Source organism: Psychrobacter sp. SWN149 (assembly GCF_015864565.1).
In the GTDB taxonomy this organism is placed as follows: domain Bacteria; phylum Pseudomonadota; class Gammaproteobacteria; order Pseudomonadales; family Moraxellaceae; genus Psychrobacter.
This window is the reverse complement of sequence record NZ_JADYWX010000003.1, coordinates 395407-420675: the sequence shown is the minus strand read 5'-3', so window position 1 is coordinate 420675 and position 25269 is coordinate 395407. Positions and strand designations below refer to the sequence as shown.

The window sequence follows — 25269 nt, the reverse complement described above, 5'->3', positions numbered from 1 at the left end:
TCCTGATAGGCAGTTTTTTCACAGACAATTATCCTCACATCTCGTAATAGGTAAGAATGCATGCTCAAGCTGACTGATGATGGCGCAAAAATCACCTTACAGAGTCAGCCAAACGCTGGTGATAACGGGATGTTTTGGTTTGGGTCTGCCTTATTGATAGGAGCAGTGGCAGTTGCTATGGCCATGAGCCTATTGTCTGAACGTTTGGCCCTTGGTGCCCTTGCGCTTCTTATTATTGGCAGCTTTATTTTTAATAAACAGCGTCAGAAACACAAAAAAGCCATGAGCGGTATGATCAGTAATGGCACATTATGGGTACGGGCAGGTGAGCTGGTGCATGACAATCTGGGCAAACGCGATCACATTTATTTGGCTGATGGTGACAAGGTAGTGCTGATAGGCGATCAATTACAGATTGTCGATAGCAGCGACGTACGTAAATATCATATCAATGGTTTTGAGAGTGCTCAAGAAGCAAAAGCCACCAAAGCAATTCTAGAAGGGCAAGCGCTTAGCAAACGTCATGTCAATATTAAAATGAATAGCGGTCAGTAAGTTCCTCATTCACAGGTTAACATCCAACAGTTAGTGCTATGAAAAATCACATCAACCAATTCATTAACCTGCTCTAATATCCCCAATATTTTCCTGCAAGTCTCCCATATCCTCTATTTGCTTTTACCATTCATCAGTATTTTTATGCCAGTTATCGCCTACATTGGGTGAATAATACTTGCAGATTTGTGCTTAAATGGTTTATAAGTAACAGTGCAACACTTAATCCTCATTATTATTTACACCGTCAGTGAACGTTCATTGACCGGGAGTCAGTCATGTCGCGTTTGCCTATGTCTATGTCTAAATTTATGCCATCAATTGCCGCATCCTGCAGTTTATTATTACTTACTTGTAGCGCGGCAAGCCAAGCCCACGCAGACAGCATGAGCGCACTCATTGCTCAGAAGTCGGCTCAATCTACGATCAGTACTACTTATCGCTATCCGGAGGTACAACGTCAGTATGCATCAGTATTGCCTGCGTTTTTATCAGGGAATTATGACAATGTTGATAGTGAATATCTGCCGCTACTGAGCAGTGCGGAGACACAAAGTAGTCAGGCTGCACGTGAAGTGGTGAGTATGGCGCGTAAAATGGCGCTCAACGAGCGCACCATCATCAAAGGTGGCTGTTGGGACTATCTAAACGCGGTGTTCAATCGGGCGGGGGTATCGCGCGATACCATCCATAAAGGCACCTATGGTCAAGGCCCTTATGCCAATAGTGGCGAGATTGAAGTGGGAGATTGGCTCTATTATATCAATCATGGCTACAATGGTGTCGAGCACAGTGGACTGTTTGTGGGCTGGGTCGATGAACGTGCCAAGCAAGCACTGATACTCAGTTATGCTGGTGAAAACCGCCGTGAGCCAGCTCGTTATCGCGTGTATGATTTGAGCAATGTCTATCAAATCATGCGTCCTAGTGTCTAAGCATCCCCAGCACCCCATAGTGTGATAAAAAAAGCGTCCGTCACTGATAAAGTGGCGGACGCTTTTGCTTTGTAAGTATTAATTATCTTTCTAGCTCTATCGCTAGGTTTAGAAAGGTTTTACCACGACTAAAATGACGATAATCACCAAGGCAAAGACTGGCACTTCATTGAACCAACGCCAAAACTTATGCGATTTATAGTGTGGATTATCAATCAGTTTTTTGCGATACAATCCGCAAGCGCCATGATAGCCGGATAGCAATATCACTAGTAAAAGCTTAACGTGTAGCCAGCCTTGGGTTTTATACACATCCCAACCTAGTCCAACCATCCATAGACCAAATATCCATGTCGCTATCATCGCTGGCGTCATGATACCGCGATATAGCTTACGCTCCATAATGGTAAAGCGCTCTTGGCTGATGGTATCATCACTCATCGCATGATAAACAAACAGACGCGGCAAATAAAATATCGCCGCAAACCAGCAGACCATTGAAATAATATGCGCTGCTTTAATCCAGTTAAAATAATCTGCCATGACTTAATCTCTTGTTATTAGCCCTTTGATATTAGGCTTACTTTCATATGCTTTTTATAAGGGTTAAATGTTGACCAATCAAATGCAGATGATGAATAACTAGTCGCGGCACATCGTCAAACTAGTCAGCCAGTACCACTTGTGTTTGATGACCACTCATCGCGTCCATGACAGGCAATACTTTTGGCGCTCGTGGTGCGGCAAACTGCTTGGTTAAGCCAAGCTCACGCATAAGTCTATCGTCGCCTGACTGGCTTGAGTTTCCAGTTGTCAGCAGTTTATCACCATAGAAGAACGAGTTGGCACCTGCCATAAATGCTAAGGCTTGCTCAGAGTCTGATAGGCTCTCGCGACCAGCAGACAGACGCACATAACTGGTTGGGCAGCAGATACGCGACACGGCAATGGTGCGAATCCATTCAAGTACAGACAGTTGACCTTCGGCCAATACTTTGTCACCAATCGGTGTGCCTTTAATCGGCACGAGCAAATTGACTGGGATAGACTCTGGCGCTTTTGGCATTTTGAGCAGTTCATGTACCCAATCGATGCGGTCATCACGGCTTTCGCCCATACCTACGATGTTACCGCTACAGACATTGATGCCTGAGTCGCGCACGTTTTCTATCGTATCTAAGCGCTCATCATAGCTGCGTGTGCTGACGACTTGTTCATAATAGCTGCGCGAGGTATCTAGATTATGATTGTAATAGTCCAACCCGGCATCCGCCAACTGCGTTGCTTGATTGGTATCTAACATACCAAGCGTCATACAGGTCTCAAGCCCTAGTGCCTTGACTTCTTTGATCAGCTCAACCACATAAGGCATGTCTTTTGCGCTTGGATGTTTCCATGCCGCACCCATGCAGAAGCGTGACGAGCCACTATTCTTGGCACGTTTGGCAGCGGCAATGACTTTGTCTACTTCGATGCGTTTTTCTGCTTGTAGTTTGGTGGTGTCGCGATGGTGACCTGATTGTGAGCAGTAGCCACAATCTTCAGGGCAGTTACCCGTTTTAATCGACAACAACGTACTAATCTGTACTTCATTGGCTGTGAAATGCTCACGGTGAACAGTCTGTGCTTGCAACAACAAATCCATCAATGGCAAATCAAACAGTGCGGCGATTTCTTCGCGGCTATGCTTGTGCGGAGTTGGTTGGTTGGCATCGGTTAAACTGGCCAAAAAATCATCGTTACTGTTTTGATGATTGAGTGTCTGAGCGTGGCTATCGGCATTGGGTTCTGAGATGTTAAGTAATCCTGCCATGAGATAAATCCTTTTATAACGGTATTGGGTACATCTAAATGTTTTTGTGTTTTTAAAATAATAAAAAAGGCTGCGATATAGTATACCGTAACCTTTTTAGAAAATCAGAACACTGCTGGAGAGTATGTGTAAATATCACAGTGGCGTATATAAGTAGTAACTATCCATCTATTGTATCAATGACTACTGATTAACGCACCTCTTGATTCCATTTAATACACCTCTCATCTATAGCGAATTATTTACCCAGTTTATGCTTAGCAACACCAACCCAATGCTCAGCGAATTTCTGTGCTTTATATGCATAAGGCTTGGCTTTATCCAGATACGGTTTGCATTCTTCTGGAATAGTCGGCACGATATGTTTGGCCAATTTATTGAACCACATCATGAGGCTATAATCACCCTCAATGCTTAATTTGCCTTCTTGTACTGCAGTCATAAATGCTGGCAAACTGCCTTTGGTCAACAGCTTGACGCCAGTCATAGAGTCTTTAAAAGTAATCGTAAGGTCTGCTTTTTTTGCATGACCGCTTTGCTGACTAAACTGACCATTATCAAAAATAAAATGACGAGCAATCTCAGATTCAGTGCTGGCAAATTCGATCGTGACTGCACGATCAGCGAATAGCTTTTGGACAGCTTCATCGTTGCTATCAGCTAGCATTGATAAGCGATAGCCAACCACTGCCAATAAAGCGTCTAATGGATCAGATTTGATGTCTAACACAGGAACTGTAAACATAGTAAAACTCCTAAAAAATGACGCATAAAAATAAGGCGTACTTTATACCAATTCTTATGACAAATATATAACCCTATTATAAACCATGCAGTAACCTGAACTCTTTAGGAGTTAAGTAGAGAGTGTTAAGCATCTTGTAACATTTAATATTGTTATGACATGACTCGTTGCTAAGCGTGATATCTCAGCAACGGTATTATAGTGATAGCAGCTATAAAGATAATATGGTGATAAAAGCAATATCGAAAGCAGGATCAGGCAGGATTAATGAAATCGCGGTTTGTAATCGTCGTCATAAACAGGCGTATGCTCAATATAGCGTGCGGCCTCTAGCGCACGCTGCTGCTGCACGGATTGACTCACGTCATCATAGCGTAATGCTCGGTACAGTACCCAGCCCGCTAGCGGTAGCCAGCTCACACCCATCGCGATGACATAGCGATGCCACTCTGACAGCTCAGAGAACATAGTGCTACCTGACAAAACGTTTTGAACGACTTCGACAGCCAACCAGTAGGCCATACCGCCAAACAGATAGAGCAATAGCCAACGCTGCGATGATAGCACGAGCGCGATTATCAATCCTGCCAGCAATCCATAGCCGAGCCATGTTATAACGCCCCACGCCTCAACACCAACAAAAGAAAATATAGTTAATAACATCATTCATCTCGCTATTCATAAGGTGAATTCCAATAGAGTTATTATGAGAGGTTGTTGGACAAAGCTAAAGAGGGGAGAGGCGACTTTGCGACAACCGTTGACGTTTGGTTTTTTGGCTGGTTTTTGCGATTTTTAATGGCTAGGGGATAGGCTAAGCGCCGTAGAGAACGACGCTTACTTTAGAGGGCAGAAGGAGTTTGATTGGGTTTGACAAGATAGTGTCAACTAACAGGAAAAGGCGACAGGTTTGCTGAAGATTTAGACTCGATTGGCACGATTGCCCCACCAAGATAATAACGATACTAAAATCGCCCCGAGTAGCATGAGTCCGATGGTCGTTAGCCAGTGTGCACCAGTAGGATACTGCCATGGCATGACATTATTAATCGCCTCATTATCTAGAGCGCCTAAGGCATCTACTTTCCATGGCCATACCTTTATCAAGGAGCCAGCGATAAAGCCTGTCAGTAAAGCCAAAGTGGCTTGATAGTAACGCGACAGTAACCACTTTAGGGCACGTGTGAATAACAACAGCCCAGTGACCATCCCTGCCATAACGGTAAGAACAATACTCAAATTCATGGTATGGACAGCTTCTAAAACCGTATCATAAGCACCTAACAGCAATAGAATAAATGAGCCTGATATACCGGGTAGAATCATCGCACAAATGGCAATCGCCCCTGCAAAAAACAAATAGGGCAAGCTGGGTGTGGTCGTGAGTAATGGCAAACTGCTAATCACCACTGCAGCGCCCAATCCAGTAGCAAACAATACTGCACGGCCTATAGTCCAGCGCTCAATCTCACTGAGTAAAATAAATACTGTAGCAACCACCAATCCAAAAAAGAACGACCAAATGAGCAGTGGCTCATTGTCCAGTAAGTGCTTAATGATGCCGGCTAAAGTAGCAAAGCTGGTTGCAATACCCAGTACCAAACATAACAAAAAGGTCGCATCAACCTGTCGCCAAACGGCGAGCAAACCTTTGATACCCCCTTCTTGTCGAAATATCTGCCAAAGATTGGGGCCAATACTGCCAAGCGCATTAATCAGACGCTCGTAGATACCAGCAATCAGGGCAATGGTACCACCAGAGACGCCAGGCACGATATCAGCAGCGCCCATGGCCATCCCTTTGACATAAATCCCCAAGAGCTGTTTTGGACTGTCAGTACGAGTCGGAGTAGTGCTCAGGTTTGACGACTGTGACGGATACGATGGTTGCGGAACTGACGGCTGGTTTGGCCGTGGAGATTGTGGTGCCGTCATAAACATTCCTTTATCGTTTAAGAATCTGTGTTATCTAAAAGTGGATTTTATGCATCATGATAAAATATCAAAGCAGTATCACAATGGTAAGACTGCCATACAAAAGCAATATAAAACCATATAAAGCACAAAAGCCAGATCAATGACAAAGCATTAACCCAGCTTATGAGATCGTTTAATGTGGTTAGCAATTACTCAGCATCAGGCTTGATGTCAGACTCAGTATTAGACTCAGTATTAGACTTGCTATCAGACAGCGCAGGATAGCCAAGTGCATAGAGCGTGCCTTCAAGTCCCGTCACGTTGATAGCGGCATCGGCACGTGCTTGTACGATAGGCTTGGCATGATAAGCGACGCCTAGATCGGCAATGGCCATCATTGGCAAGTCATTGGCGCCATCACCAATGCAGACCACTTGTGACATCTCGATACCCAAGCGCTCAGCGGTGTGCTTGACGATGGCGGCTTTTTTGTCACCATTGACGATAGGCCACTGTACATGACCGGTGACTTCACCTTCGTCGATATCTAAGGCGTTGGCATGTACTTCATCAATCCCCAACTGCTCAGCGATATAACGGGCAAAATACGTAAAGCCGCCGGATACTAGCACGGTATGATATCCCAATGCCTTTAGCGCACTGATGGTGGTGCGCGCACCTACCGAGACGGTCAGGCGGCTACAGATATCATCCAGTACGTCAATTGGTGTGCCTTTCAATAATGCCACGCGCTGAGCGAATGACTCATCAAAATCAATTTCACCGCGCATGGCGGCCTCAGTAATGGCTTCGACTTCTTCACCAATGCCTGCGGTTTTTGCCAGCTCTACGATGACTTCTTGTTCAATTAAGGTTGAATCCATATCAAAGCAGGCAAGCTTATGAGTACGTAGCATATGGCCGACAGATAAGATATGGCAGTCAACGACGTTTATGTTGCCGGTGCTGTCTGTACTGCGTGTATTGTTGTACTCTTCAGTCAAATCACGACGCAAGCGTGTGGTTAGCTGATCATCAATGATGTGCGCGGCAGCGGTCTTTTTGCCAGGATGCATCAGCGTGTCATTGACAGGGACTAGCAGGTAACGGAATACTTGAGCATGGGTAAAGGGTAGGCGCTGTGCACCGTCGGCCGTTGGCTCTGTATCAGAAACTGTGATATTGACAAAACTGGCGTCCGTGTCTTCAGCGACCGTCACCAAATGCCAGTTGGGCTGTTCATCGACCCATGACTGAACATATTGATGAATATCTAGCGTAGATACGTGAGTCGGCAATACAACGATGAGCGCAAAAACAGGCAGCGACTGTAGCGCATCAAAATCTTGCAAATTAGTATCTTCAGGTAATAATGCCGCAATAGAGTCGACGGCTTGCTGCCATGCTTTGCTGTCTTTTGGTAACGAATAAGATGTATTTTTTGGCATGGCTCAATTGTCCCTTGTATGCTCGTATAAGATTGGGAATAATAACAGTTTTACTGGGCAGCGCCTATAGATGACACGCAAAGTATCAATGGCGTAAAAAAACCACAATCATGGCGCAAATGACCAGAAAAAAACCATCGCGTCATTGTGATAAATTTATAAAGTGACTCACGCCATCAGGCTTGTTATGGTGATATAGTGGACAAGATAAAAAGTCACGCTTCTATATCCCTTGTACTATAGAAAAATGATTGCGTTGACCTCGCTTTATAGATATCTGATCTATGCAAATTAGCTTTATCAAACCAGCCAAAAAATGAGCGAATGCCTCGTTTTTTAATTTCTTCTCTCCAAAAAAGTTTACTATATCATGACGTATTTAGCGCCGCGGCAAGGGTTGTTTGCCATCATTATTTTGGTTAGTTTTTGTTTGCAGACGCTGCTATTGGTCATCAGTACCGACCAGCAGCTGAGCAACAGTCGTGCGTTGAAAGGCGAGCAGATGGTCGCCCAGCTGATTGATGAAGCAAGGCTATCGTTAGAAAACAAAGATCGTGTCAGTCTTAGTGTCATTGCCAATCGCTATACCAGTGAGCAAGACGTGACACGGATACTGATTAAAGACAATAACGATGAGATATTGGTGCCCGTCGGTAATGCACCGATGCAGCAAGGCGATACCATTAGTCAAATCGCGACCAATGGCGATGCGGTAATCGGTAGCGTGGCATTGACATTGAAAGATATCAGTAAAGGCGAGATTATCGCCATGCAATGGCCGTTTGTTATAGGCACCATGCTGCTGCATTTATTGCTTTGGCTGCTGTATGGCTACTTGGCACGCCCTACCAAAGAGCAGATCAATGCGCTGAGCCATGATATCCAGGAGTTATATATTGAGCAATATACACAAGTCGATCAGCGTGGCTATAATCGAGATGTCGAACGCTCATCTGATGACGCAGCGAATAATCATCCACCTGCTGCTAGTGAGAGCGAAATCGATGACATGGTCACCAGTGCGCGTAAGTTTAATGTACAAAACGAGGTAAACGACTACCTAAGAACGCAGCAAAATACGGAAATCACAGATGCGACTGGCGGCTCGGTAGATGCTGATGCAGATAGTCTATCAGGTGAGGGTAATACCACTGAGACCGATAGTGCAGGGACTGGCCACCAATCATCCAAACTATCAGCGACACGCTCTGTAGATAAAGTGAGAGTACAGATTGTCTTTCATGATGAGTTCAATATGCTTGAGCGTCTTGCACCTGCCCAGCGTTTGCCATATTTGGCGCTATGTACACAGCTCTTTAATCAAGCGGTGACAGAATTGCTCAAACAACCTTTGCTGCTCGGTGTTAGTGCCATGAATGAGGCGCAGTTTGCAGACAATGGTGCTAGTGTGGTGCTAAAAGCTGACAATAGCCATGCTAAAGTGGCGCTGGCAGGGGTGATGCTTGCCAAATTGTACTTGATGCTCAACAAAATCATTCATGATAAGCATATCGAGCTGTCGCGCTTTGCCTTGCCGGCAAAAGCAGGCGTGAGCGATGACGCGCAGTCAGAGGCTATGACTCACTTATTACAGAGCATTGGTAAAAAAGAGCAGTTACTGATTCTATTGCCAAACAATGGCCTCAAACAGATAAGTAATCATATACAAGTACATAGCATCATGCGACCCACCACCGTCTATGAGCGTGAGTGTGCGATATTTGATGGTGGTAATGATTCGATGATTCAGCGTTTGGCAGACGTCCGTAATGCGGTACTGATGATCGAAGAAGATGAGTAGTAGACTAAATATATACTGATCCTTAGACGTATTTTGCGCTCGCTTATTTACAGTACAATTGTCTGCTATATGAGTCATATTGCAGACCCAGTCTGAAAAATGAGATGGGTCATATTGAGAAAAAGGATTGACAACATTCAGTAGAGACTTTATAAGGCATATATATATTACTGTATGTTTAATACCCTTGCCTAAAAATGATAGGAGTTTGTCATGAGTGACGCTGATATTGACGACGATTTTGATGATGATTTTGTCGACGATGATGATGCAAAGATGGTCGAAGAAGCCGAGACGAGTGTACGTACACGTCTAAGCAGTCTCGAAAAGCGCCGACTGATTGATAATTTGTTAGAAGAAAAGCGTCTGGCCAAAGAGTTGAAAGACGATTTGGATGATATCGACAACTTCGATGAAGATGGCGATGATTGGGATGACGACGATTTCTAATTTTTAGACATCATTCGTTTAAGCTGACTAAAGTGCTTTAATCATCGGTGCTCATCTACCCAATCGGATAGACTGGCTTTTGACAGTTGTTTTGAGCGGTTACGATACGAGCGAGCGTTAAAAGCTCATCGGTTCGATGACACTGGATCTAATAGCTTGTTTGGTTTTGGTTATTCAAGCAGCCTTTATGCTCAGATTATCTGCTATCGTGCATTAACCGATCGTTTTTGACGATTGACATACTCTATACTTCAAGGATAACCGAACCATGAGTAATCAACTAAGTTTTGATGAATTACTAGACTATTTGGACAATCAAGAGAGCCAGTTTGTGCTCGATAGCGTCGCCGCTCATGGGTTTTTGACTGCGACAGTCATCGGTCGTCCCTTGCCTAACTGGCTCGACGCCCTGTTTGAAGGTCACGTGAGCGAGATTCCAGAAAACGTCATCGATGGCATCAAGCGCTGGCGCGACTCTATCATGGCAGAGCTAAAAAACGAGACGCCTATTGAGCTGCCATTTAGCGAAGATGCAGGAGACGAAGAGGTCGCTGTTGATTTCTCTGACGAGTCAGATATCGTCGCTTGGTCAATTGGCTTTGTAGATGCCATGTATGGCGATGAAGCAAGCGACTGGTTTGAAGATGAAGATACCGCAGAAGATGTCGCTGTATTGACGCTACCGATGATCGTCCTAAGCGGTATCGATGATGAAGATCCAGAGCTTGCTCAGATGCGTGCTGACGAAGATAAAATGGTACAAATGGCCAATAGCATCGAAGGCAATTTGACTGAGCTGTTTCTGCTATTTCATACCAACGACTAATTGTTTCGTACCAATAATTAGTAACTTCGTACCAATGACTGGCCACGCTCAACACTCGTGATTCTAAAAGACAGTGCTGCCAGTACTGTCTTTTATTTAAGTGGCTGTCACACAGCCTTGCTCATTCTATCAGCTACTCTATAAATCACCGATAAGGTCATACCATGACTGTGCAACTCTCTAATCTTGAACACTTACCTAATTATCAAATTACTGAGCGCTTAGATGTGGTTTATGGCAGTACCGTACGCTCAAAACATGTCGGCAAAGACTTGTTTGCTGGGCTAAAAAACATTGTCGGTGGTGAGCTGACCGCGTATACCGAACTGCTAGAAGAGTCGCGCCAAGAAGCGATAGATCGCATGATTGTCAAGGCTGAAGCGCTCGGCGCTGACGCAGTTGTCGGTCTGCGTTTTTCGACCTCGAGTATCGCCCAAGGTGCCTCTGAGCTTTTTGTTTATGGGACTGCGGTCAAGGTTGCACCGATATCTCAGCAGCCGTATCAAGCCCCACCAAATGGCGGTTACGATCACTCCAATCAAAACACCAGTCAAAACACAAATCCTCAAACCCAAGTCGCACCCGATGATTTACCGCGTTTCAATCCTTTTGGCTAATCCTATAAGCACCAATGCTTTTTATGATGAGAAACGTGCTATGAATGATTCACTCACGCAAATGCTCATCAATTATGGGCCGTTTGTTTTCTTATTCGTCGTTGGTTGGTTTTTTGGGTCGCGTCATGAGCGTCAGCACTTAACGCAGCTACGCGTGGCAGAGCAGGATCTGGGCGATATTACAGTCTCCAGCGAACGTTTATACCGTCCTAAGTTGGCAGCTGGAAGTGAAGGTGAGCTGGTACTTGGTAGCGTGGTGATTGCTCAAGATTACTTTAAAATGATTATCGCTCGTGTACTCAGTATCTTTGGCAAAAACCTAACCACCTACGAGACACTGCTAGATCGCGCTCGCCGTGAAGCCATCGTTCGTATGCGCGCTGATGCAAAAGCCAAAGGCTACACGCATATTTATGGGTTACGCCTTGAAGTCACCAACATCAATCAATTGGGCAGCATGGTAGAAGCCATCGCTTACGGTACTGCCGTCATCAGTATTGACCACCCTCACACTACCTCTGCTATTAATCATCAAACCTCTCTTTAAATTGTTTTGACCTTGTCTTCAAGTATAAAAATCCATAGTTGACTGACGAGTAGTCAAAAAAATCAAATACATACACTTTTACAGCGATATACTAAATTTTGCCGTTCCGTTATTATTTCGGTTCGTATAAACCAGTATCATCAAAGAATTGTCGTTCTAAAACACGATTTTGCGAAAGACGTATCATATAAAAAGCTGACAACGTCGGTGGCTTTTACCCAAGATATCAGCAGGATTGGCTGATTGAGCATTACGAAGTTGTTATAAACTTGCCCGTGTAAGGGCGCTATCTACAAGGATGTAGTTATGGAAGGTGTGGAGTTAGTCACGTTTGTAAATTCAAAAGTCATTCCTATTAGTATCTTTTTGATTATGATGGGAATGGGGCTGTCCTTAGTTACCAATGATTTTAAGAGAGTCATCAAATACCCTAAAGCAGTCGCCATAGGACTAACCAATCAGCTAATATTTTTACCCTTGGTCGGTTTCGCCTTGGCAACCTCCATGTCCCTAGAGCCTGAGTATGCCGTCGGGGTTATGTTACTGGTACTGTGTCCTGGTGGCACGACATCAAATCTATTTACTTATCTGGCCAAAGGCGACGTCGCACTTTCAGTCACGATGACTGCTATTGCCAGTGTCATTACTGTCTTTACCATTCCTATCGTCCTCAGCTTTTCGCTCGTGTACTTCATGGGCGCGGGCAGTGAGTTTCAGTTGCCAGTGGTCAAGACTATGGTTAGCTTGATTGCTCTGACTATTCTGCCCGTTAGTATTGGTATGCTGATCAAACGCTATGCCGCCAATTTTGCAGATAAGGCGCAGGTTATGGTGTCTCGTTTTGGCGTGATATTTTTGAGCTTCTTGGTACTTTTCTTAAGCTATGTGCAACGAGATATTATCGTCGAAGCATTGATCGCGACTGGTCCTGTCTCTTTGATATTGAACGTATCGACGATGGCACTTGGTTATTACACCAGTAAATGGTTCGGCCTAAACCCAGCTCAAAGAAGATCCATTACCATGGAAGTGGGCCTGCAAAACAGTACACTGTCGATGTTTATGGCATTGACCCTATTAGCCAACTACAAAATGTCGTTGACCCCAGCTATTTACACGTTAATTATGTTCTTGACCGCAGGTATTATGGTCAGAGTATTTACCGCTATGCACAATAAAGCCAAAAGAACTGAAGTTGAAAGCAGAGTGTTGGCAGCGCGTAGAATGTAATACACTCAATATATGAGTAGTGCGTTGCTAAAAAAAGCCCATAACACCCTTTAACTGATGAAGGTTGTTGAGGGCTTTTGCGTTTAGCGCTGTTTTTAGCCATTTTCAATCCATTTAGATTACCATCGATTGAATTGAAGACACGCTCTAGAATCGACGCCTATCCAATTTTGCTCTTGCCTCAGCGGCTTGTTCTTTCACTTTTTCAATTTCAAACAAGAAGGTGCGGTTCTTCAGTACTGCGACAAACACCACGCCACCGACCGTATTACCCACTAACACCACTGCTAAAAACACCAAATAGCGCCATAGGCTGACGGTGTTGCCGTACAGTAATGCTGAAAATACCTCGATATTGCCCACGATACTGTGGTGTAAGCCTAAAAATCCGATACTACCAGTAATGATTGTGACTAAGACAATGCGGCTCAGTGTATCGCGTGCTGAGGTCACCAGCCATGCGGCCACGCCCATCATCCAACCTGCCAGTACCGCGCTACCAAATATCACCCACCATTCAAAGCCCAAAATATGCTCGGCATAGACATCGATGGCATGGTCCGTAAACAGATGCATATGTAACCCTAAGCCTACCATTAACGCGGCAAACAGACAGCCGCCAACGATATTGCCCGCAATCACAATGCCCCATAGCCGCAGGAGTTTGTGCAGCGGTTCAATTTTATTTAAGACAGGTAAGCTCAAGAGGGAAGTCTGCTCGGTGAATAATAACGACTGACCAATCACCACGATGATAAAGCCGATCGGATACAGCAGAGATGACAGCACCATGGCGTAGTGACTTGGTATCACCTCATTTAAGAGGGCAAACGCGGATAAAATCATAAAGAAGCTAATACCAATCTCTAGCCCAGCGGTAAAGGCGCTGGTAAATAACGAGCCAAGTGAGCGCTCAAACGTTTCTTTGGCGTGGATGACTTGCTCGACTAAGATACTGGCGTAGCTTTTTGCTTGGCTTAGATTGTCATCACTGGCAACCTTTTTGATGGTTTCCTTATCTTCGTCGCTGATTTCTTCTGGTAGGTCATCGTTTTCTAGCTCTTCGGTGGCCTTGATAGGTTGGTCTTCGTCGCTATCTGAAGTTTCGTTTGCATGACTGTCTGTAGTGTCGTCTGCCTCCTTTTCTACGTCCTTGTCTATTTCACCGCTTTTAGAGGGACTGTCGTTTGCTTCTGGTTTCTCGTTATTTTCATACGCAGGAGTGACGGTATTCGCGCTCAGACGCTCGCTGTCTGATAGATTAGCCTGAGAATCATGGGTATGCTCGTTATCTTGGGACACGGTCAGCTCGCTGGTTATAGGCTAATGGTTTTGCTATATAGGATATGTCTAACGTAGAGACAGAAGCTATATTCTATCGTACGACGATCGCTGATTATGTTTAGCATTGAGCCGATTGCTGTTGTTAATTGTTTAATAATTTGCTCAAAAACTGTCTTCAGGCTTTATAAATTGCCTTACCATCTAACAAAATCTGCCTATCTGCGTTAAAATCACTCTATTCATGATTTTCCTAATTTTTATATTCGCTTTAATTCAATTAACTTTGATCACATTCAATCAATAAAAGATAATGCCATTATGAGTAACCACAACCTAACCGCCTCTATCCAAGCGGCCTTAAGCCAACTTGAAAACGCCTATAATCCTGCGGAAGTCGAAGCAGGCATGTATCAAGGCTGGGAAGAAAGCGGCTATTTTCAGCCGACGTTTGATAAAGATGAGTCGTTCTCTATCGCGCTACCACCACCGAACGTCACTGGCTCGCTGCACATGGGACATGGTTTTAACAACGCAATCATGGATGCGCTCACACGTTACCACCGCATGGATGGTGATAACACGCTGTGGCAGCCAGGTACGGATCATGCAGGTATCGCCACTCAAATGGTTGTTGAGCGTCGCTTAGAAGCACAAGGTATCAAACGCCGTGATATGACGCGTGAAGATTTCATCGATAAAGTGTGGGAATGGAAAGAAGAGTCGGGCGGCAATATCACTAGCCAAATTCGCCGTTTGGGCAGCTCGGTTGACTGGTCACGTGAGCGCTTTACCATGGATGACGGTCTGTCCAATGCGGTAAAAGAAGTGTTCGTTCGTCTGTTCGATGATGGTTTGATTTATCGTGGCAAACGTCTAGTGAATTGGGATCCAAAATTCCAAACCGCATTATCTGACCTAGAAGTAGAAAACCATGATGAAAAAGGCAGCTTGTGGCATTTCCGCTATCATTTCACGGATAAAGATTTAACGACTCAAGATGGCAAAAACTATCTGGTCGTCGCCACCACACGTCCTGAGACTTTGCTTGGTGATACCGCTGTTGCGGTCAATCCTAGCGATGAGCGTTATGCGCACTTAGTCGGCAAAACCATTACCTTGCCAATCACTGGTCGCGTCGTGCCTATCGTCGCTGATGATTATGTCGAAAAAGATTTCGGTACGGGCTGCGTAAAAATTACTCCAGCGCATGATTTTAATGATTATGAGCTAGGTCGTCGTCATAGCTTGCCATTGATTAATATCCTTGATGAGCGCGCCAATATCTTGCCAGCGATGGAAGTTTATCCTGACTTGCAAACACGTGAGCCAGAATTAGAGACCACGCCAAGCGAATATGCAGGACTTGAGCGTTTTGCCGCTCGTAAATTCCTTGTAGAGCAAGCAGGCGAGCAGGGCTGGCTAGAAGATATCGAAGACTACGCACTAAAAGCTCCGCGTGCTGAGCGTGGCGGTACGATCGTTGAGCCGTGGTTGACCGATCAGTGGTATGTCGCTGTCAAAGAGCTTGCCAAGCCTGCGATTGACGCGGTAGAAGACGGCAGCATCGAATTCGTCCCTGCGCAGTACAAAAACATGTATATGTCGTGGATGACTGATCTACAAGATTGGTGTATCAGTCGTCAGTTGTGGTGGGGACATCGTATCCCTGCATGGTATGACGATGCAACGGGTGAAATCTATGTCGCTCGTGACGAAGCGGAAGTACGTAGCAAGTACAATCTAAGCGACGATATCGTATTGCGCCAAGATAATGACGTGCTCGATACGTGGTTCAGCTCTGGTCTGTGGACGTTCAGTACGCTTGACTGGGCAGACGTCAACGCTGATCCACGCGTGATGGATACCTTTCACCCGACCAGCGTGTTGGTGACAGGTTTTGACATTATTTTCTTTTGGGTTGCCCGCATGATAATGATGACCATGCACTTCGTGAAAAACGAAGACGGCACGCCGCAAGTACCATTTAAGACTGTCTATGTGCATGGTCTGGTACGTGATGGCAATGGTCAAAAAATGTCAAAATCGAAAGGTAACGTCTTAGATCCAATTGACCTGATCGACGGTATTGATCTAGAAGCACTGGTAGAAAAACGCACCAGTAATATGATGAATCCAAAAGACGCGGCCAAAATCGAAAAGCAAACGCGTAAAGAGTTCCCAGAAGGCATCCCAGCCTTTGGTACGGATGCACTGCGCTTTACCTTTACCTCCCTTGCCAGTACCGGTCGCGATATCAACTTTGATCTAAAGCGTGTCGAGGGCTATCGTAACTTCTGTAATAAAATCTGGAACGCCAGCCGTTTTGTACTGATGAACTGTGTCGATAGCGAAGGTGCTGCCAAGCCTATCGACCAAGCCGCGAATCCTGATGTATGGGAATTACCAGAAAAATGGATCATGAGTCGCCTGAACTCTACCGTTGCCGATATCCATCAGCATTTCGCCCAGTATCGTCTCGATATGGTCAGCCAAGATATCTATGAGTTCATCTGGAATGAGTACTGTGATTGGTATGTTGAGCTTGCTAAAGCCAGTCTAAATGATGATTCGGTATCGGACGAACGCAAAGCGCAAATCCGCTATGTATTGCTGCACGTGCTAGAGACGGCGCTACGCTTTAGCCATCCAATCATGCCGTATCTGACCGAGCAAATCTGGCAGACGGTTGCGCCGCTATTGAGTCGTAAAAACACGGACAGCATCGTGGTCGCTGACTATCCAAAAACGGATACCGCACAAATCAGTGAGCAGGTAGAGGCGGATATGGCGTGGCTACAGGAGCTAATCGCTAGCGTCCGTAACATCCGTGGTGAGATGAAACTGGGTAACGCGGTACGTCTGCCAGTGCTACTACAAAATATCTCTAGCGATGAAGATGCGCGTCTATCACGTATCAAAAACCAGTTCAAAGCGCTTGCCAAAGTTGAGAGCTTAGAGATCGTCAAAGAAGGCGATGAAGTACCACTATCGTCCTCAAGTATGGTCGGTCAGCTACGTGTACTTGTACCGATGAAAGGTCTGATTGATCCAACGGCTGAGCTGGCGCGTTTAGGTAAGTCATATGATAAGTTGAAGGGTCAATCCGAAGGTATCGCCCGCAAACTAGGCAATGAAGGCTTTGTCAGTAAAGCACCTGTGGAAGTGGTAGAGGCAGAGAAAGCGAAATTGGCTGAGCTAGAAGGGCAGTTGACCGCGATGACAGCGCAGATGGAGCAATTAAAGGCGTTGTAATTGGGTAATTTTATTGCAAATAAACGTACTAAATATATTTGCATAATACCTTTGGGGTAGCTATAATAAATTTACAACTCACCCTTAGTAACTAAAATTAAGTTTTTAGATTGCCTAGGGCAAAAAAACCGTTACAGTGCTATGCTGTAGCGGTTTTTTTATGTCAATAAAATAACTGGGTGGATAAACTTGAAAACCAATGTATATATAGATGGTTATAACCTATTTTATGGCTGTCTAAAGCACAGTAATGATAAATGGCTAGACTTATACCATCTGTTTGCTAAGCGTATTATTCATGGACAAAACCCAAGCGCTGTAGTCAACACTGTATATTTTTTCACTGCAGATATAAAGTCGAAAATATCAACGCAAGGAGAAGCCGCTCAAAACGCTCAGCAGTCCTATCATAGGGCGTTGCTAAAAATGTATCCCGACAATATAGTCATTATAAAAGGATATTATGCGCTAGAGAAGGGTAATTTGCTCAGATACAAACAGCCACCTGATAAAGGTGACCGTGTTGAAGTGTGGCGTCTAGAAGAAAAACAAACTGATGTTAATATCACATTGACTGCTTACCGAGATGCAATACAGAACAAGGCACAGCAAGTTGTATTTGTCACCAATGATACCGATATTGAGCCAGCGCTTAAAGCACTCAGAGAAGATATGGGAGATACCATTGTCATTGGCATCATCATTCCCATACGTTCTAATAGTCGTCGCCCACAGAATGAGAAGCTAAGCAAATATGCAGATTGGACGCGCTCGTATATTACTGATGATGAGCTGGTAGATAGTCACTTGCCTGATAAAGTCCCTACCAAAAAGAAACCAATATTGAAGCCTGAGTATTGGTGAAATAAATTCTGTGATTTTTATAAGTTATTCCATACTTAAAAAAATTGCAAGCTAGGTAATGAAAGTTTTATTAGTAAAGCATCTTCGGAAGTGGTCGATGCTGGAAAGGTTAAACTACCTAAGTTAGAGAGGCAGTTGACGGTGCAGATGGAGCAGATGGAGCAGTTGAGAGCATTGTAACAGCTGGATTTTTGAATGATAAGAAAAGAGACGCTATATAGTGTCTCTTTTTTTATGGAAATCTAGCCAACTATATTTGACTATATTTTTAAAATTGTTACTATATTAATTCTAATGTAAATGATATGTAATAAAACCTAAGTGAGAGCCCATGTATTTTTTTGATAAATCTTCTATAGTCAAGATGATAAGTCTCGTTATTTTATCAACTACAGCACATTCGGCTTTAGCTAAGCCACCTTTAAAAGAAAAGTATGACGTTCTAAAAAAAGCTAGTGGTTATGCACAATCTGTGGCATGTTCTACGACCTTCTCAAAGGATTCATAGCAAAACTTCTTTGCTTTTTAAGTCGTGTTAACTGTATTTGGAAAACCGCTTCCGCACTGGCTTTAGCGGTTTTTTAATGTCAGTAATTAGTCTATTATCTTTAAAAGAATAAAGCTCTCATGTAAGGAACACCATGAACCATCTCACCGTCGGACAACGCGCGCCTTTAAGCAACCTTTCTATTGACGACACCGCACCAATCACGCTCAAGTTCACTCGCCAAAGTCCGATAGAGATGGATATCAGCTGCTTTGCCTTAGATGCAGCGGGCAAACTGATCAATGATGATTACATGGTGTTTTATAATCAGCCAACCTCACCGTGCGGGCAAATCAAGCTCACCCATTACGAGTCACAGCCAACGGCCAGTAAAGGCATCCAAGCCGAGTTTGAGGTTAATTTATCCAAACTGGCGGATAATATAGACAGCTTGTTTTTTGTGTTATCAGCCGACACGCCGCTGAATCAAATTCAATCGTTAGAGATTGGCATTTGGCAGCAATCACAAAAAGCGCAGGCAGCGTATCAAGCAGTAGACTTTGCCCAGCAGCAAGCCAGTATGTTGATGCAGCTGTATCGCAAGGGTGGCGTTTGGCGAGTATCCAACGTCGCACAAGGCTTTAATGGTGGACTGGCCGCCATCGTACAGCATTTTGGTGGTGACGTAGAAGAGGGCAGCCCACAAGCAGCGGATGTAACCGCCACACCAGTGCAAGCAAAACCGTCGTTAGAGAAGGTCATGCTAGACAAAGCGCCAAAACTGGTCAATCTGGCCAAAAAAGCCACCATATCGCTTGAGAAACGCCAATTGCAGCAACTAACCGCAAAAGTGGCGTTGGTGTTAGATGCCTCAGGATCAATGAACAGACAGTACAAAAAAGGCCGCGTGCAAGAAGTGGTCAACCGTATATTGCCATTGGCAGTGAGCTTCGATGATGACCAAGCGTTAGACTGCTGGGCGTTTGCCCGAGATCCGCAGTATTTGGGTGAGATTGGGCTGAGCAACTATGACGGTTTCATTGACAACGCTCATGGTGGCTGGCGCAAATGGGCACTTGGCCCGCGTATCAACAATGAAGCAGAGGTCATGAAAGCCGTGACGGAGTTTTATCAAAAAGACGGCTTGGATGTGCCTGTCTACGTGCTATTTATCAGTGATGGCGGGGTGAATGACAATCGCGGTATCACCAGAGTCATGACGGAAGCGGCGAAACTGCCGATATTTTGGCAGTTTGTGGGCTTGGGTGGTCGTGGTTATGGCATCCTAAAAAAGCTAGACGACATGGCAGGGCGCGTGATTGATAATTGCGACTTTTTTGAACTCGATGACTTAGATGACATTAGCGAAGAAGCCTTGTATGAAAACATGCTAGAAGAGTTTCCAATGTGGCTAAAAGAAGCCAAGCAGCTCGGTATCGTGCAGCAATAACCTATTATTCTAATATCGTTGACTAATTACCACTGACTAAAAAACCGCCATAGCAAACACTATGGCGGTTTTTTATGGTTCAAAATATCTTAACTTCTGAAATGTCTACAGCGCCCACAGCGATTGATACTGCTCATCAGTCAACGTCACGATATCGATCTCTGCCAGCATCTCGCGCAGTTCTTCCCACTTACTTGCATCAGGCTTGATGGGTGTGACCAATCTGCCCAGCGTATTATCAATGATGGCATCCATCAACGCATCTGCTTCGGTCTTGCTATAGTCGTAATACATACGGTGGGCTGTGGCTGGCTCATTTTTGCACAGTTCTGTCATCTGGTTGGTCACTTGAATAAAGGTATCTATCGCGTCTTTTTTCGCGCTATAGATCTCATCAGTCGTGAGGATTTCTAACGCCGAAAAATTCGGATAAGGTGACAGATGCTGATCGATAAATTCAAACTCTAAACCCTCATGAGTTGCTTCAACGCCCTCAAAGTTATAAAAGCACAGCCATGCGCCATCTAGGCTTGAGTCTTCTTGCAGATTTTTTATATGATAAAAGTCTTTTTGCACAAAGCTCACATTATCACGGCTGATACTAAAGCCGTTTTTCTTGGCATAGCGAGTCAATATCTCAAAGCCAATGCGATTGGTTTTTTCTTCAGCAGCAGGGGTACAGATGCGAATCGGTTGATTGTTTTTTAGCTTATCCATGCTAGCGCGCTGCATCAATATGCCACCATCGGTCTCAAAAAAGCAGCCTAGCGCACGTAAGTTCGGCGCGTAATGTTCAAACAGATGGATAGGCTCATTGACATGCAGGTCGATACTTTGGTTCTGTAATTCGGCAAAGCCATCATAGTGGTCGTCCGGCTCGATAATAGTGATATCAAGCCCTGCTTGCTCATATGCGCCCGTGTTCACACCAGCGATAAAGGGCAAGTGATCAGGGTTTAAAAACCATTCGAGGGTCAGAATAAGTTTGGTAGTTGGCTGCATTGTTGTTTCCTTTTTTGAATGTGGGAAACAATCAGACTGATACTATTAAGGTAAAACAAGAAAGGCCAAATAAGAAAGGCGAGGTCTCGATACTAACTTTCAGATGCTTGGCGTTTGATATGGTTATCACCAGTACATCCTCTATAGACTGCTCTTATTTATAGACCTCTGAGGGCGTGTCACGCTTGTTTCCTACGTCAGTGCTAACTGCTTCAGGTTCACGGGTGTGTCTCAGCGATGATGTGGGCTGTATTTACAGCATTAAATCAAAGCACCCCGACAAGATTGATAGGTATTGCATTATTTTTGATTGATACTCGCCATCATAGATTACATATAAGTCATGACGCAAGTCTGTTGATAGTAAGCGCCAACATTTACCCAATGACTAACCAAACATACCTATCAATAGCAAAAACCTCATATAAATAGTCTTGTACAATTTTCGATGATATTGCATGCTTAGCTACTTAAACAGGTAGCTGTTGTATACAGCGTTCAAGGCTACTTACCTCAACCACTGTATCGTCCAACGACATCACCTATATGACTAATAATAAAAAAGCGTTTTATCACAGACCCAAGACCAATCAATCAAAAAGCCCAATGCTGCGTTGGACGTTTTTGACGCTTGGCTGGATATTTTTTATATTAGGGATTATCGGTATATTATTACCCGTGATGCCTACGGCGCCTTTCATTTTATTGGCAGCAGGTTGCTGGGCGCGTAGCTCTCGGCGCTTTCATTTTTGGTTGATCAATCATAAATACTTTGGCAAATTCGTCCGTGATTGGGAAAACAATCATGCCGTTCCGCTATATGCCAAGTGTTTGGCAACCATAATGATGGCAGCATCGACAATTATGTTGTTTTATCGTTTGCCTGCCGATACGATGTGGGTGGCATGGCTGGTAGCCGCTGTCTGTAGTGGGGTAGCGGTGTATTTGTTCCGTTTACCGAATGCCTAAAATCGTTGCAATTTGCGCCAAAATCGGTCAATAAATGGCTTCTGTTACACGAAAAGTCAGATAAGACTTGCGATACTAGGATGTACCCCTTATAATACGCCCAAGCTTAAGAGCAGTTCTGCACCAAATCATTACCTCGTAGTATTAGTTATAATCCTTCGTTTTAATATTTATCGTTCAGTAGCTATTTGCAAGCGTTACCGGTCACTAGGCCATTAATAAATTTAAAAGTAGGATTATCAATATGTCAGATACTCAAAAAGGTACAGTTAAGTGGTTCAACGAAGCTAAAGGCTTTGGTTTTATCGCTCCAGAAACTGGCGCAGACGTTTTTGCTCATTACAGCGAAATCACTGGTTCAGGTTTCAAAACTTTGGCTGAAGGCCAAGAAGTTGAGTTCACTGTAACTCAAGGCCAAAAAGGCCCACAAGCACATAACATTGTTGCTATCTAATTTGTCTTTATAGACAGATAGATTAATAGATGTAAAAAAGCGAACCTTCGGGTTCGTTTTTTTTCGTCTGCGATTTAGTATTTAAGACATTGGTATTAGAATTAGTGACAGCCTTATATAAAAGGCTTAAGCCAATCATACTAGTCAAAATGACAGATAAAAAAACACCTCCGACTATTTGTATAGCCGGAGGTATTTTTTTTATTAAGTAGTGATGTAAGCAGCTAAAAAGGGACAGTCGGTTTATTATATAAAGCTAATGCCAATATTGATCAGACCGCCGCCCAGTATCAACCAACCAAACATAATAGCACCCAAGATAAGCGGTCTAACACCAGCTTGTTTGATCGCGCTTAGATGAGTGGTCAGACCTAGCGCAAACATGGCCATCGTCAGTAACACATCATCCAGCATAACCATACTGTGTACGATACTCTCAGACATCGGCACCCAAGTATGTATCAACACAATGCCGATGAATATAAACGCGAACCATGGCACTTTGACTTGTTTGACGCGGGTCATAAATGAGGCTACATCGCTCTTATTGCTCTCGTCTTCTATAGCGGCATTATTTACGGTGCGATCTTTGGTTAGCGCAAAAGATAACACGAGCAGGAAAGGCGCGAGCATCATGACGCGTATCATCTTGGTCACGACAGCGGTATCGCCAATCTCAGTATTGATTGCATTACCTGCGACTACGACTTGCGCCACTTCATGTACAGTTGAGCCAGTATACATGCCGTACTGCTGGGCGCTTAGCCAAGGCTGTAACCAACCGAGATGATAGAGAAAAGGATATAGCAGCATCGCGATAGTGCCAAACACCACCACGGTTGCCACTGCGATAGTGACTTTATGAGCTTGCGCATTGACGACTGGCTCTGCGGCGATGACGGCAGCAGCACCGCAAATACTTGCCCCTGAGCCAATCAAAATAACCGTTTCTTTATCGACTTTTAACCATCTAGTACCTAACCAATAAGTCAGCATAAAGGTCGATGTCAGTACCAGTGCATCCGTCATAATCGCTGGCATACCGACACTTGCAACTTGAGTCATGGTCAGCTTAAACCCATAAAACATAATCGCAAGTCGCAATATCTGACCCTTTGCAAAGCAAACGCCACCGTTTAAGCGTGCAGCGAATTTGGGATAAATGGTATTGCCCAAGATCATGCCTAGCAAAATCGCTAGCGTTAAAGAGGATAGTCCAACGATACGGCCGTTTGACCATACATCCAGACTACTGTCCAACCATAAGCAAAACAAACTACCAATCAGAACAACTACCAATCCCGCCAAGTGACGGTGATTGGGGGTGTAGTTATGAACGGAGTTGCTGACTGATTGGACGAATGTGTGCATGATGCGGCATCCTATTACTTATATTAAGATAAGCATAAGCTTATGAATAGACAGTATATGCCCGCTACATTTATAATAAAAACAGATTAATAAGATATAAGCTATCGATTTTTTAGGTTAAAATTTATGATAGAAGTCGACATACCGCGTATGAGCATCGAAAAAAAACATGTATAGCGAATAAGACAGGCTAAAAACTGACATAAGGTATTATCGATAACATGAAAAAATCTGTGCAGACAGTGCCAAAGATTACGCTTAAGCAGCTCGCTGTTTTTGTCAGTATTTATCAGACAGGTAGCACCAGTCGCGCCAGTGAGGAGCTGCATTTATCACAATCAGCGGTTAGTAGTGCACTGACAGAGCTAGAGTCTAGACTACAGATGCCGCTATTTGAGCGCGTCGGTCGCAGGCTCAATCAACACCCCAATGCTCATCCTATTTATATACAAGCACAGGCTATCTTGGGGCAGTCGCTCACGCTTGAGCATTATCATCAGTATCAAGCAGGTCAGATTCATATCGGCGCCAGTACCACTATCGGCAACTACGTGCTGCCGTCATTGCTTGGCAAGCTATATGAGGCGCTGCCTGATGCCAATGTCGATATGTATATTGCCAATACGCAAGAAGTGGTGAGCGAGGTTGAGCAATTAAATATTGATATCGCGCTGGTAGAAGGAATGCCGCGTCCGATAGATATGAAAGTTATTGAGCAGCGCGAATGGCGCACTGATACGCTAATGATATTTGCCAAGCGTGATAGCAAGTGGCTAAAGAATGTGGCTACCTATAGCCAAGATAAGGACTGCTATCAGCTGACCATTCATCAACTATCGCAGTTGCCGTTACTGGTGCGTGAAGCAGGGTCGGGCACACGGCAGATTATCGATGAGCAATTGCTTAAGTATCTACCCAATGCAGAAGTGGTAAAGGCGATACATCAGTCCGAGGCCATCAAGCATATGGTGAGTGCAGATATTGGTCTTGGTTGTCTATCACAGCATGTGATTGAGACAGAACTCGCGACAGGGACGTTGGTACAAGTGAACGTGGCGGGAATTGATCTATCGCGTACATGGTGGCTGGTCTGGCATAAAGCCCGTCACCAAAGCCCAATTTGGCAAACCTTTATAGATATTATTCAACAAGGTTAAACGATGAGATTGTATGAACCTAAAGTCTATTAGCCATAAAAAAGCGCAGCGTTGAAATTTACGCTGCGCTTTCTTGTTTAAGACATGCTTGATAT

Annotated in this window: 23 protein-coding genes, 1 pseudogene and 1 riboswitch; of the genes and pseudogenes, 15 read left to right on the top strand and 9 right to left on the bottom strand. The window is 44.4% G+C overall.

Translation table 11 applies throughout. The annotated features are described in order from the left end of the window. The first annotated feature begins 60 nt into the window (after nt 1-60). Entirely contained in the window at nt 61-555 is a 495-nt protein-coding gene (locus tag I6E86_RS07285; RefSeq protein WP_197176525.1) for a hypothetical protein, read from the top strand. A gap of 278 nt (nt 556-833) precedes the next feature. Beyond that, nucleotides 834-1490: a hypothetical protein gene (locus I6E86_RS07280; RefSeq protein WP_197176523.1), complete on the top strand. Its 657-nt coding sequence runs from the start codon at nt 834-836 to the stop codon at nt 1488-1490. A 108-nt stretch (nt 1491-1598) separates the two neighbouring features. On the opposite strand, the gene hemJ is transcribed toward I6E86_RS07280, so the two are convergent. From hemJ to serB, 6 genes are all read right to left on the bottom strand, one after another. After that, complete coding sequence (gene hemJ, locus I6E86_RS07275; RefSeq protein WP_197176521.1) at nt 1599-2033, bottom strand: protoporphyrinogen oxidase HemJ; 435 nt, start codon at nt 2031-2033, stop codon at nt 1599-1601. 121 nt (nt 2034-2154) lie between these two features. Beyond that, the gene (bioB, locus tag I6E86_RS07270; protein ID WP_197176519.1) at nt 2155-3303 is read right to left on the bottom strand and encodes a biotin synthase BioB; all 1149 of its coding nucleotides are present in this window, start codon (nt 3301-3303) and stop codon (nt 2155-2157) included. A gap of 238 nt (nt 3304-3541) precedes the next feature. After that, nucleotides 3542-4048 carry an SCP2 sterol-binding domain-containing protein gene (locus I6E86_RS07265; RefSeq protein ID WP_197176517.1) on the bottom strand — a complete coding sequence of 169 codons (507 nt, stop codon included), beginning with the start codon at nt 4046-4048 and terminating at the stop codon, nt 3542-3544. A gap of 264 nt (nt 4049-4312) precedes the next feature. Beyond that, nucleotides 4313-4714, bottom strand: a complete 402-nt coding sequence (gene aciT / locus I6E86_RS07260; RefSeq protein ID WP_227680576.1) for an AciT family ciprofloxacin tolerance protein — start codon at nt 4712-4714, stop codon at nt 4313-4315. A 255-nt stretch (nt 4715-4969) separates the two neighbouring features. Next, complete coding sequence (locus tag I6E86_RS07255) at nt 4970-5983, bottom strand: DUF368 domain-containing protein (protein WP_197176515.1); 1014 nt, start codon at nt 5981-5983, stop codon at nt 4970-4972. A 191-nt stretch (nt 5984-6174) separates the two neighbouring features. Beyond that, on the bottom strand, nt 6175-7413 hold the full coding sequence (gene serB / locus I6E86_RS07250) for a phosphoserine phosphatase SerB (RefSeq protein WP_197176513.1): 1239 nt from the start codon (nt 7411-7413) through the stop codon (nt 6175-6177). Nucleotides 7414-7783: 370 nt separating this feature from the next. Between serB and I6E86_RS07245 the strand changes: the two genes are divergently transcribed. The 6 genes from I6E86_RS07245 (at nt 7784) to I6E86_RS07220 (ending at nt 12884) form a co-directional block, all read left to right on the top strand. Then, a complete protein-coding gene (locus tag I6E86_RS07245) occupies nt 7784-9214 on the top strand; it encodes a hypothetical protein (protein ID WP_197176511.1) in 1431 nt (476 codons plus the stop codon). A 213-nt stretch (nt 9215-9427) separates the two neighbouring features. Then, nucleotides 9428-9664: a PA3496 family putative envelope integrity protein gene (locus tag I6E86_RS07240; RefSeq protein ID WP_057761656.1), complete on the top strand. Its 237-nt coding sequence runs from the start codon at nt 9428-9430 to the stop codon at nt 9662-9664. Nucleotides 9665-9932: 268 nt separating this feature from the next. Continuing rightward, entirely contained in the window at nt 9933-10490 is a 558-nt protein-coding gene (locus I6E86_RS07235; RefSeq protein WP_194364575.1) for a UPF0149 family protein, read from the top strand. Nucleotides 10491-10654: 164 nt separating this feature from the next. Beyond that, a complete protein-coding gene (locus I6E86_RS07230) occupies nt 10655-11107 on the top strand; it encodes a YbjQ family protein (RefSeq protein ID WP_197176510.1) in 453 nt (150 codons plus the stop codon). Nucleotides 11108-11147: 40 nt separating this feature from the next. Then, complete coding sequence (locus I6E86_RS07225; protein ID WP_197176509.1) at nt 11148-11654, top strand: YbjQ family protein; 507 nt, start codon at nt 11148-11150, stop codon at nt 11652-11654. Between the two features lie 306 nt (nt 11655-11960). Further along, a complete protein-coding gene (locus tag I6E86_RS07220) occupies nt 11961-12884 on the top strand; it encodes a bile acid:sodium symporter family protein (RefSeq protein ID WP_197176508.1) in 924 nt (307 codons plus the stop codon). 147 nt (nt 12885-13031) lie between these two features. On the opposite strand, the gene I6E86_RS07215 is transcribed toward I6E86_RS07220, so the two are convergent. After that, nucleotides 13032-14186: a formate/nitrite transporter family protein gene (locus tag I6E86_RS07215; RefSeq protein ID WP_320158525.1), complete on the bottom strand. Its 1155-nt coding sequence runs from the start codon at nt 14184-14186 to the stop codon at nt 13032-13034. Between the two features lie 300 nt (nt 14187-14486). Here I6E86_RS07215 and I6E86_RS07210 point away from each other — a divergent pair, with 300 nt between their 5' ends. The 4 genes and pseudogenes from I6E86_RS07210 (at nt 14487) to I6E86_RS07195 (ending at nt 20221) form a co-directional block, all read left to right on the top strand. Continuing rightward, a complete protein-coding gene (locus tag I6E86_RS07210) occupies nt 14487-17420 on the top strand; it encodes a valine--tRNA ligase (protein WP_197176507.1) in 2934 nt (977 codons plus the stop codon). A gap of 189 nt (nt 17421-17609) precedes the next feature. Then, entirely contained in the window at nt 17610-18284 is a 675-nt protein-coding gene (locus I6E86_RS07205) for an NYN domain-containing protein (protein ID WP_197176503.1), read from the top strand. 57 nt (nt 18285-18341) lie between these two features. Continuing rightward, nucleotides 18342-18464 (top strand): annotated as a pseudogene (locus I6E86_RS13880) (hypothetical protein); the annotation flags it as partial. 461 nt (nt 18465-18925) lie between these two features. Further along, nucleotides 18926-20221, top strand: a complete 1296-nt coding sequence (locus tag I6E86_RS07195; protein ID WP_197176501.1) for a VWA domain-containing protein — start codon at nt 18926-18928, stop codon at nt 20219-20221. A 105-nt stretch (nt 20222-20326) separates the two neighbouring features. Here the strand turns inward: I6E86_RS07195 and I6E86_RS07190 are convergent, their stop codons facing one another. Further along, a complete protein-coding gene (locus I6E86_RS07190; protein WP_197176500.1) occupies nt 20327-21223 on the bottom strand; it encodes an ABC transporter substrate-binding protein in 897 nt (298 codons plus the stop codon). Between the two features lie 172 nt (nt 21224-21395). After that, a riboswitch (TPP riboswitch) is annotated at nt 21396-21512 on the bottom strand. A 257-nt stretch (nt 21513-21769) separates the two neighbouring features. Here I6E86_RS07190 and I6E86_RS07185 point away from each other — a divergent pair. Further along, nucleotides 21770-22192 (top strand): YbaN family protein, encoded by a 423-nt coding sequence (locus I6E86_RS07185; RefSeq protein WP_197176498.1) that lies wholly within the window; start codon nt 21770-21772, stop codon nt 22190-22192. 244 nt (nt 22193-22436) lie between these two features. Further along, nucleotides 22437-22646 (top strand): cold-shock protein, encoded by a 210-nt coding sequence (locus tag I6E86_RS07180; protein WP_010201661.1) that lies wholly within the window; start codon nt 22437-22439, stop codon nt 22644-22646. Nucleotides 22647-22892: 246 nt separating this feature from the next. Here the strand turns inward: I6E86_RS07180 and I6E86_RS07175 are convergent, their stop codons facing one another. Further along, complete coding sequence (locus tag I6E86_RS07175) at nt 22893-24017, bottom strand: YeiH family protein (protein ID WP_197176496.1); 1125 nt, start codon at nt 24015-24017, stop codon at nt 22893-22895. Nucleotides 24018-24238: 221 nt separating this feature from the next. Here I6E86_RS07175 and I6E86_RS07170 point away from each other — a divergent pair, with 221 nt between their 5' ends. Continuing rightward, complete coding sequence (locus I6E86_RS07170; protein WP_197176495.1) at nt 24239-25174, top strand: LysR substrate-binding domain-containing protein; 936 nt, start codon at nt 24239-24241, stop codon at nt 25172-25174. Nucleotides 25175-25269 lie beyond the last annotated feature (95 nt).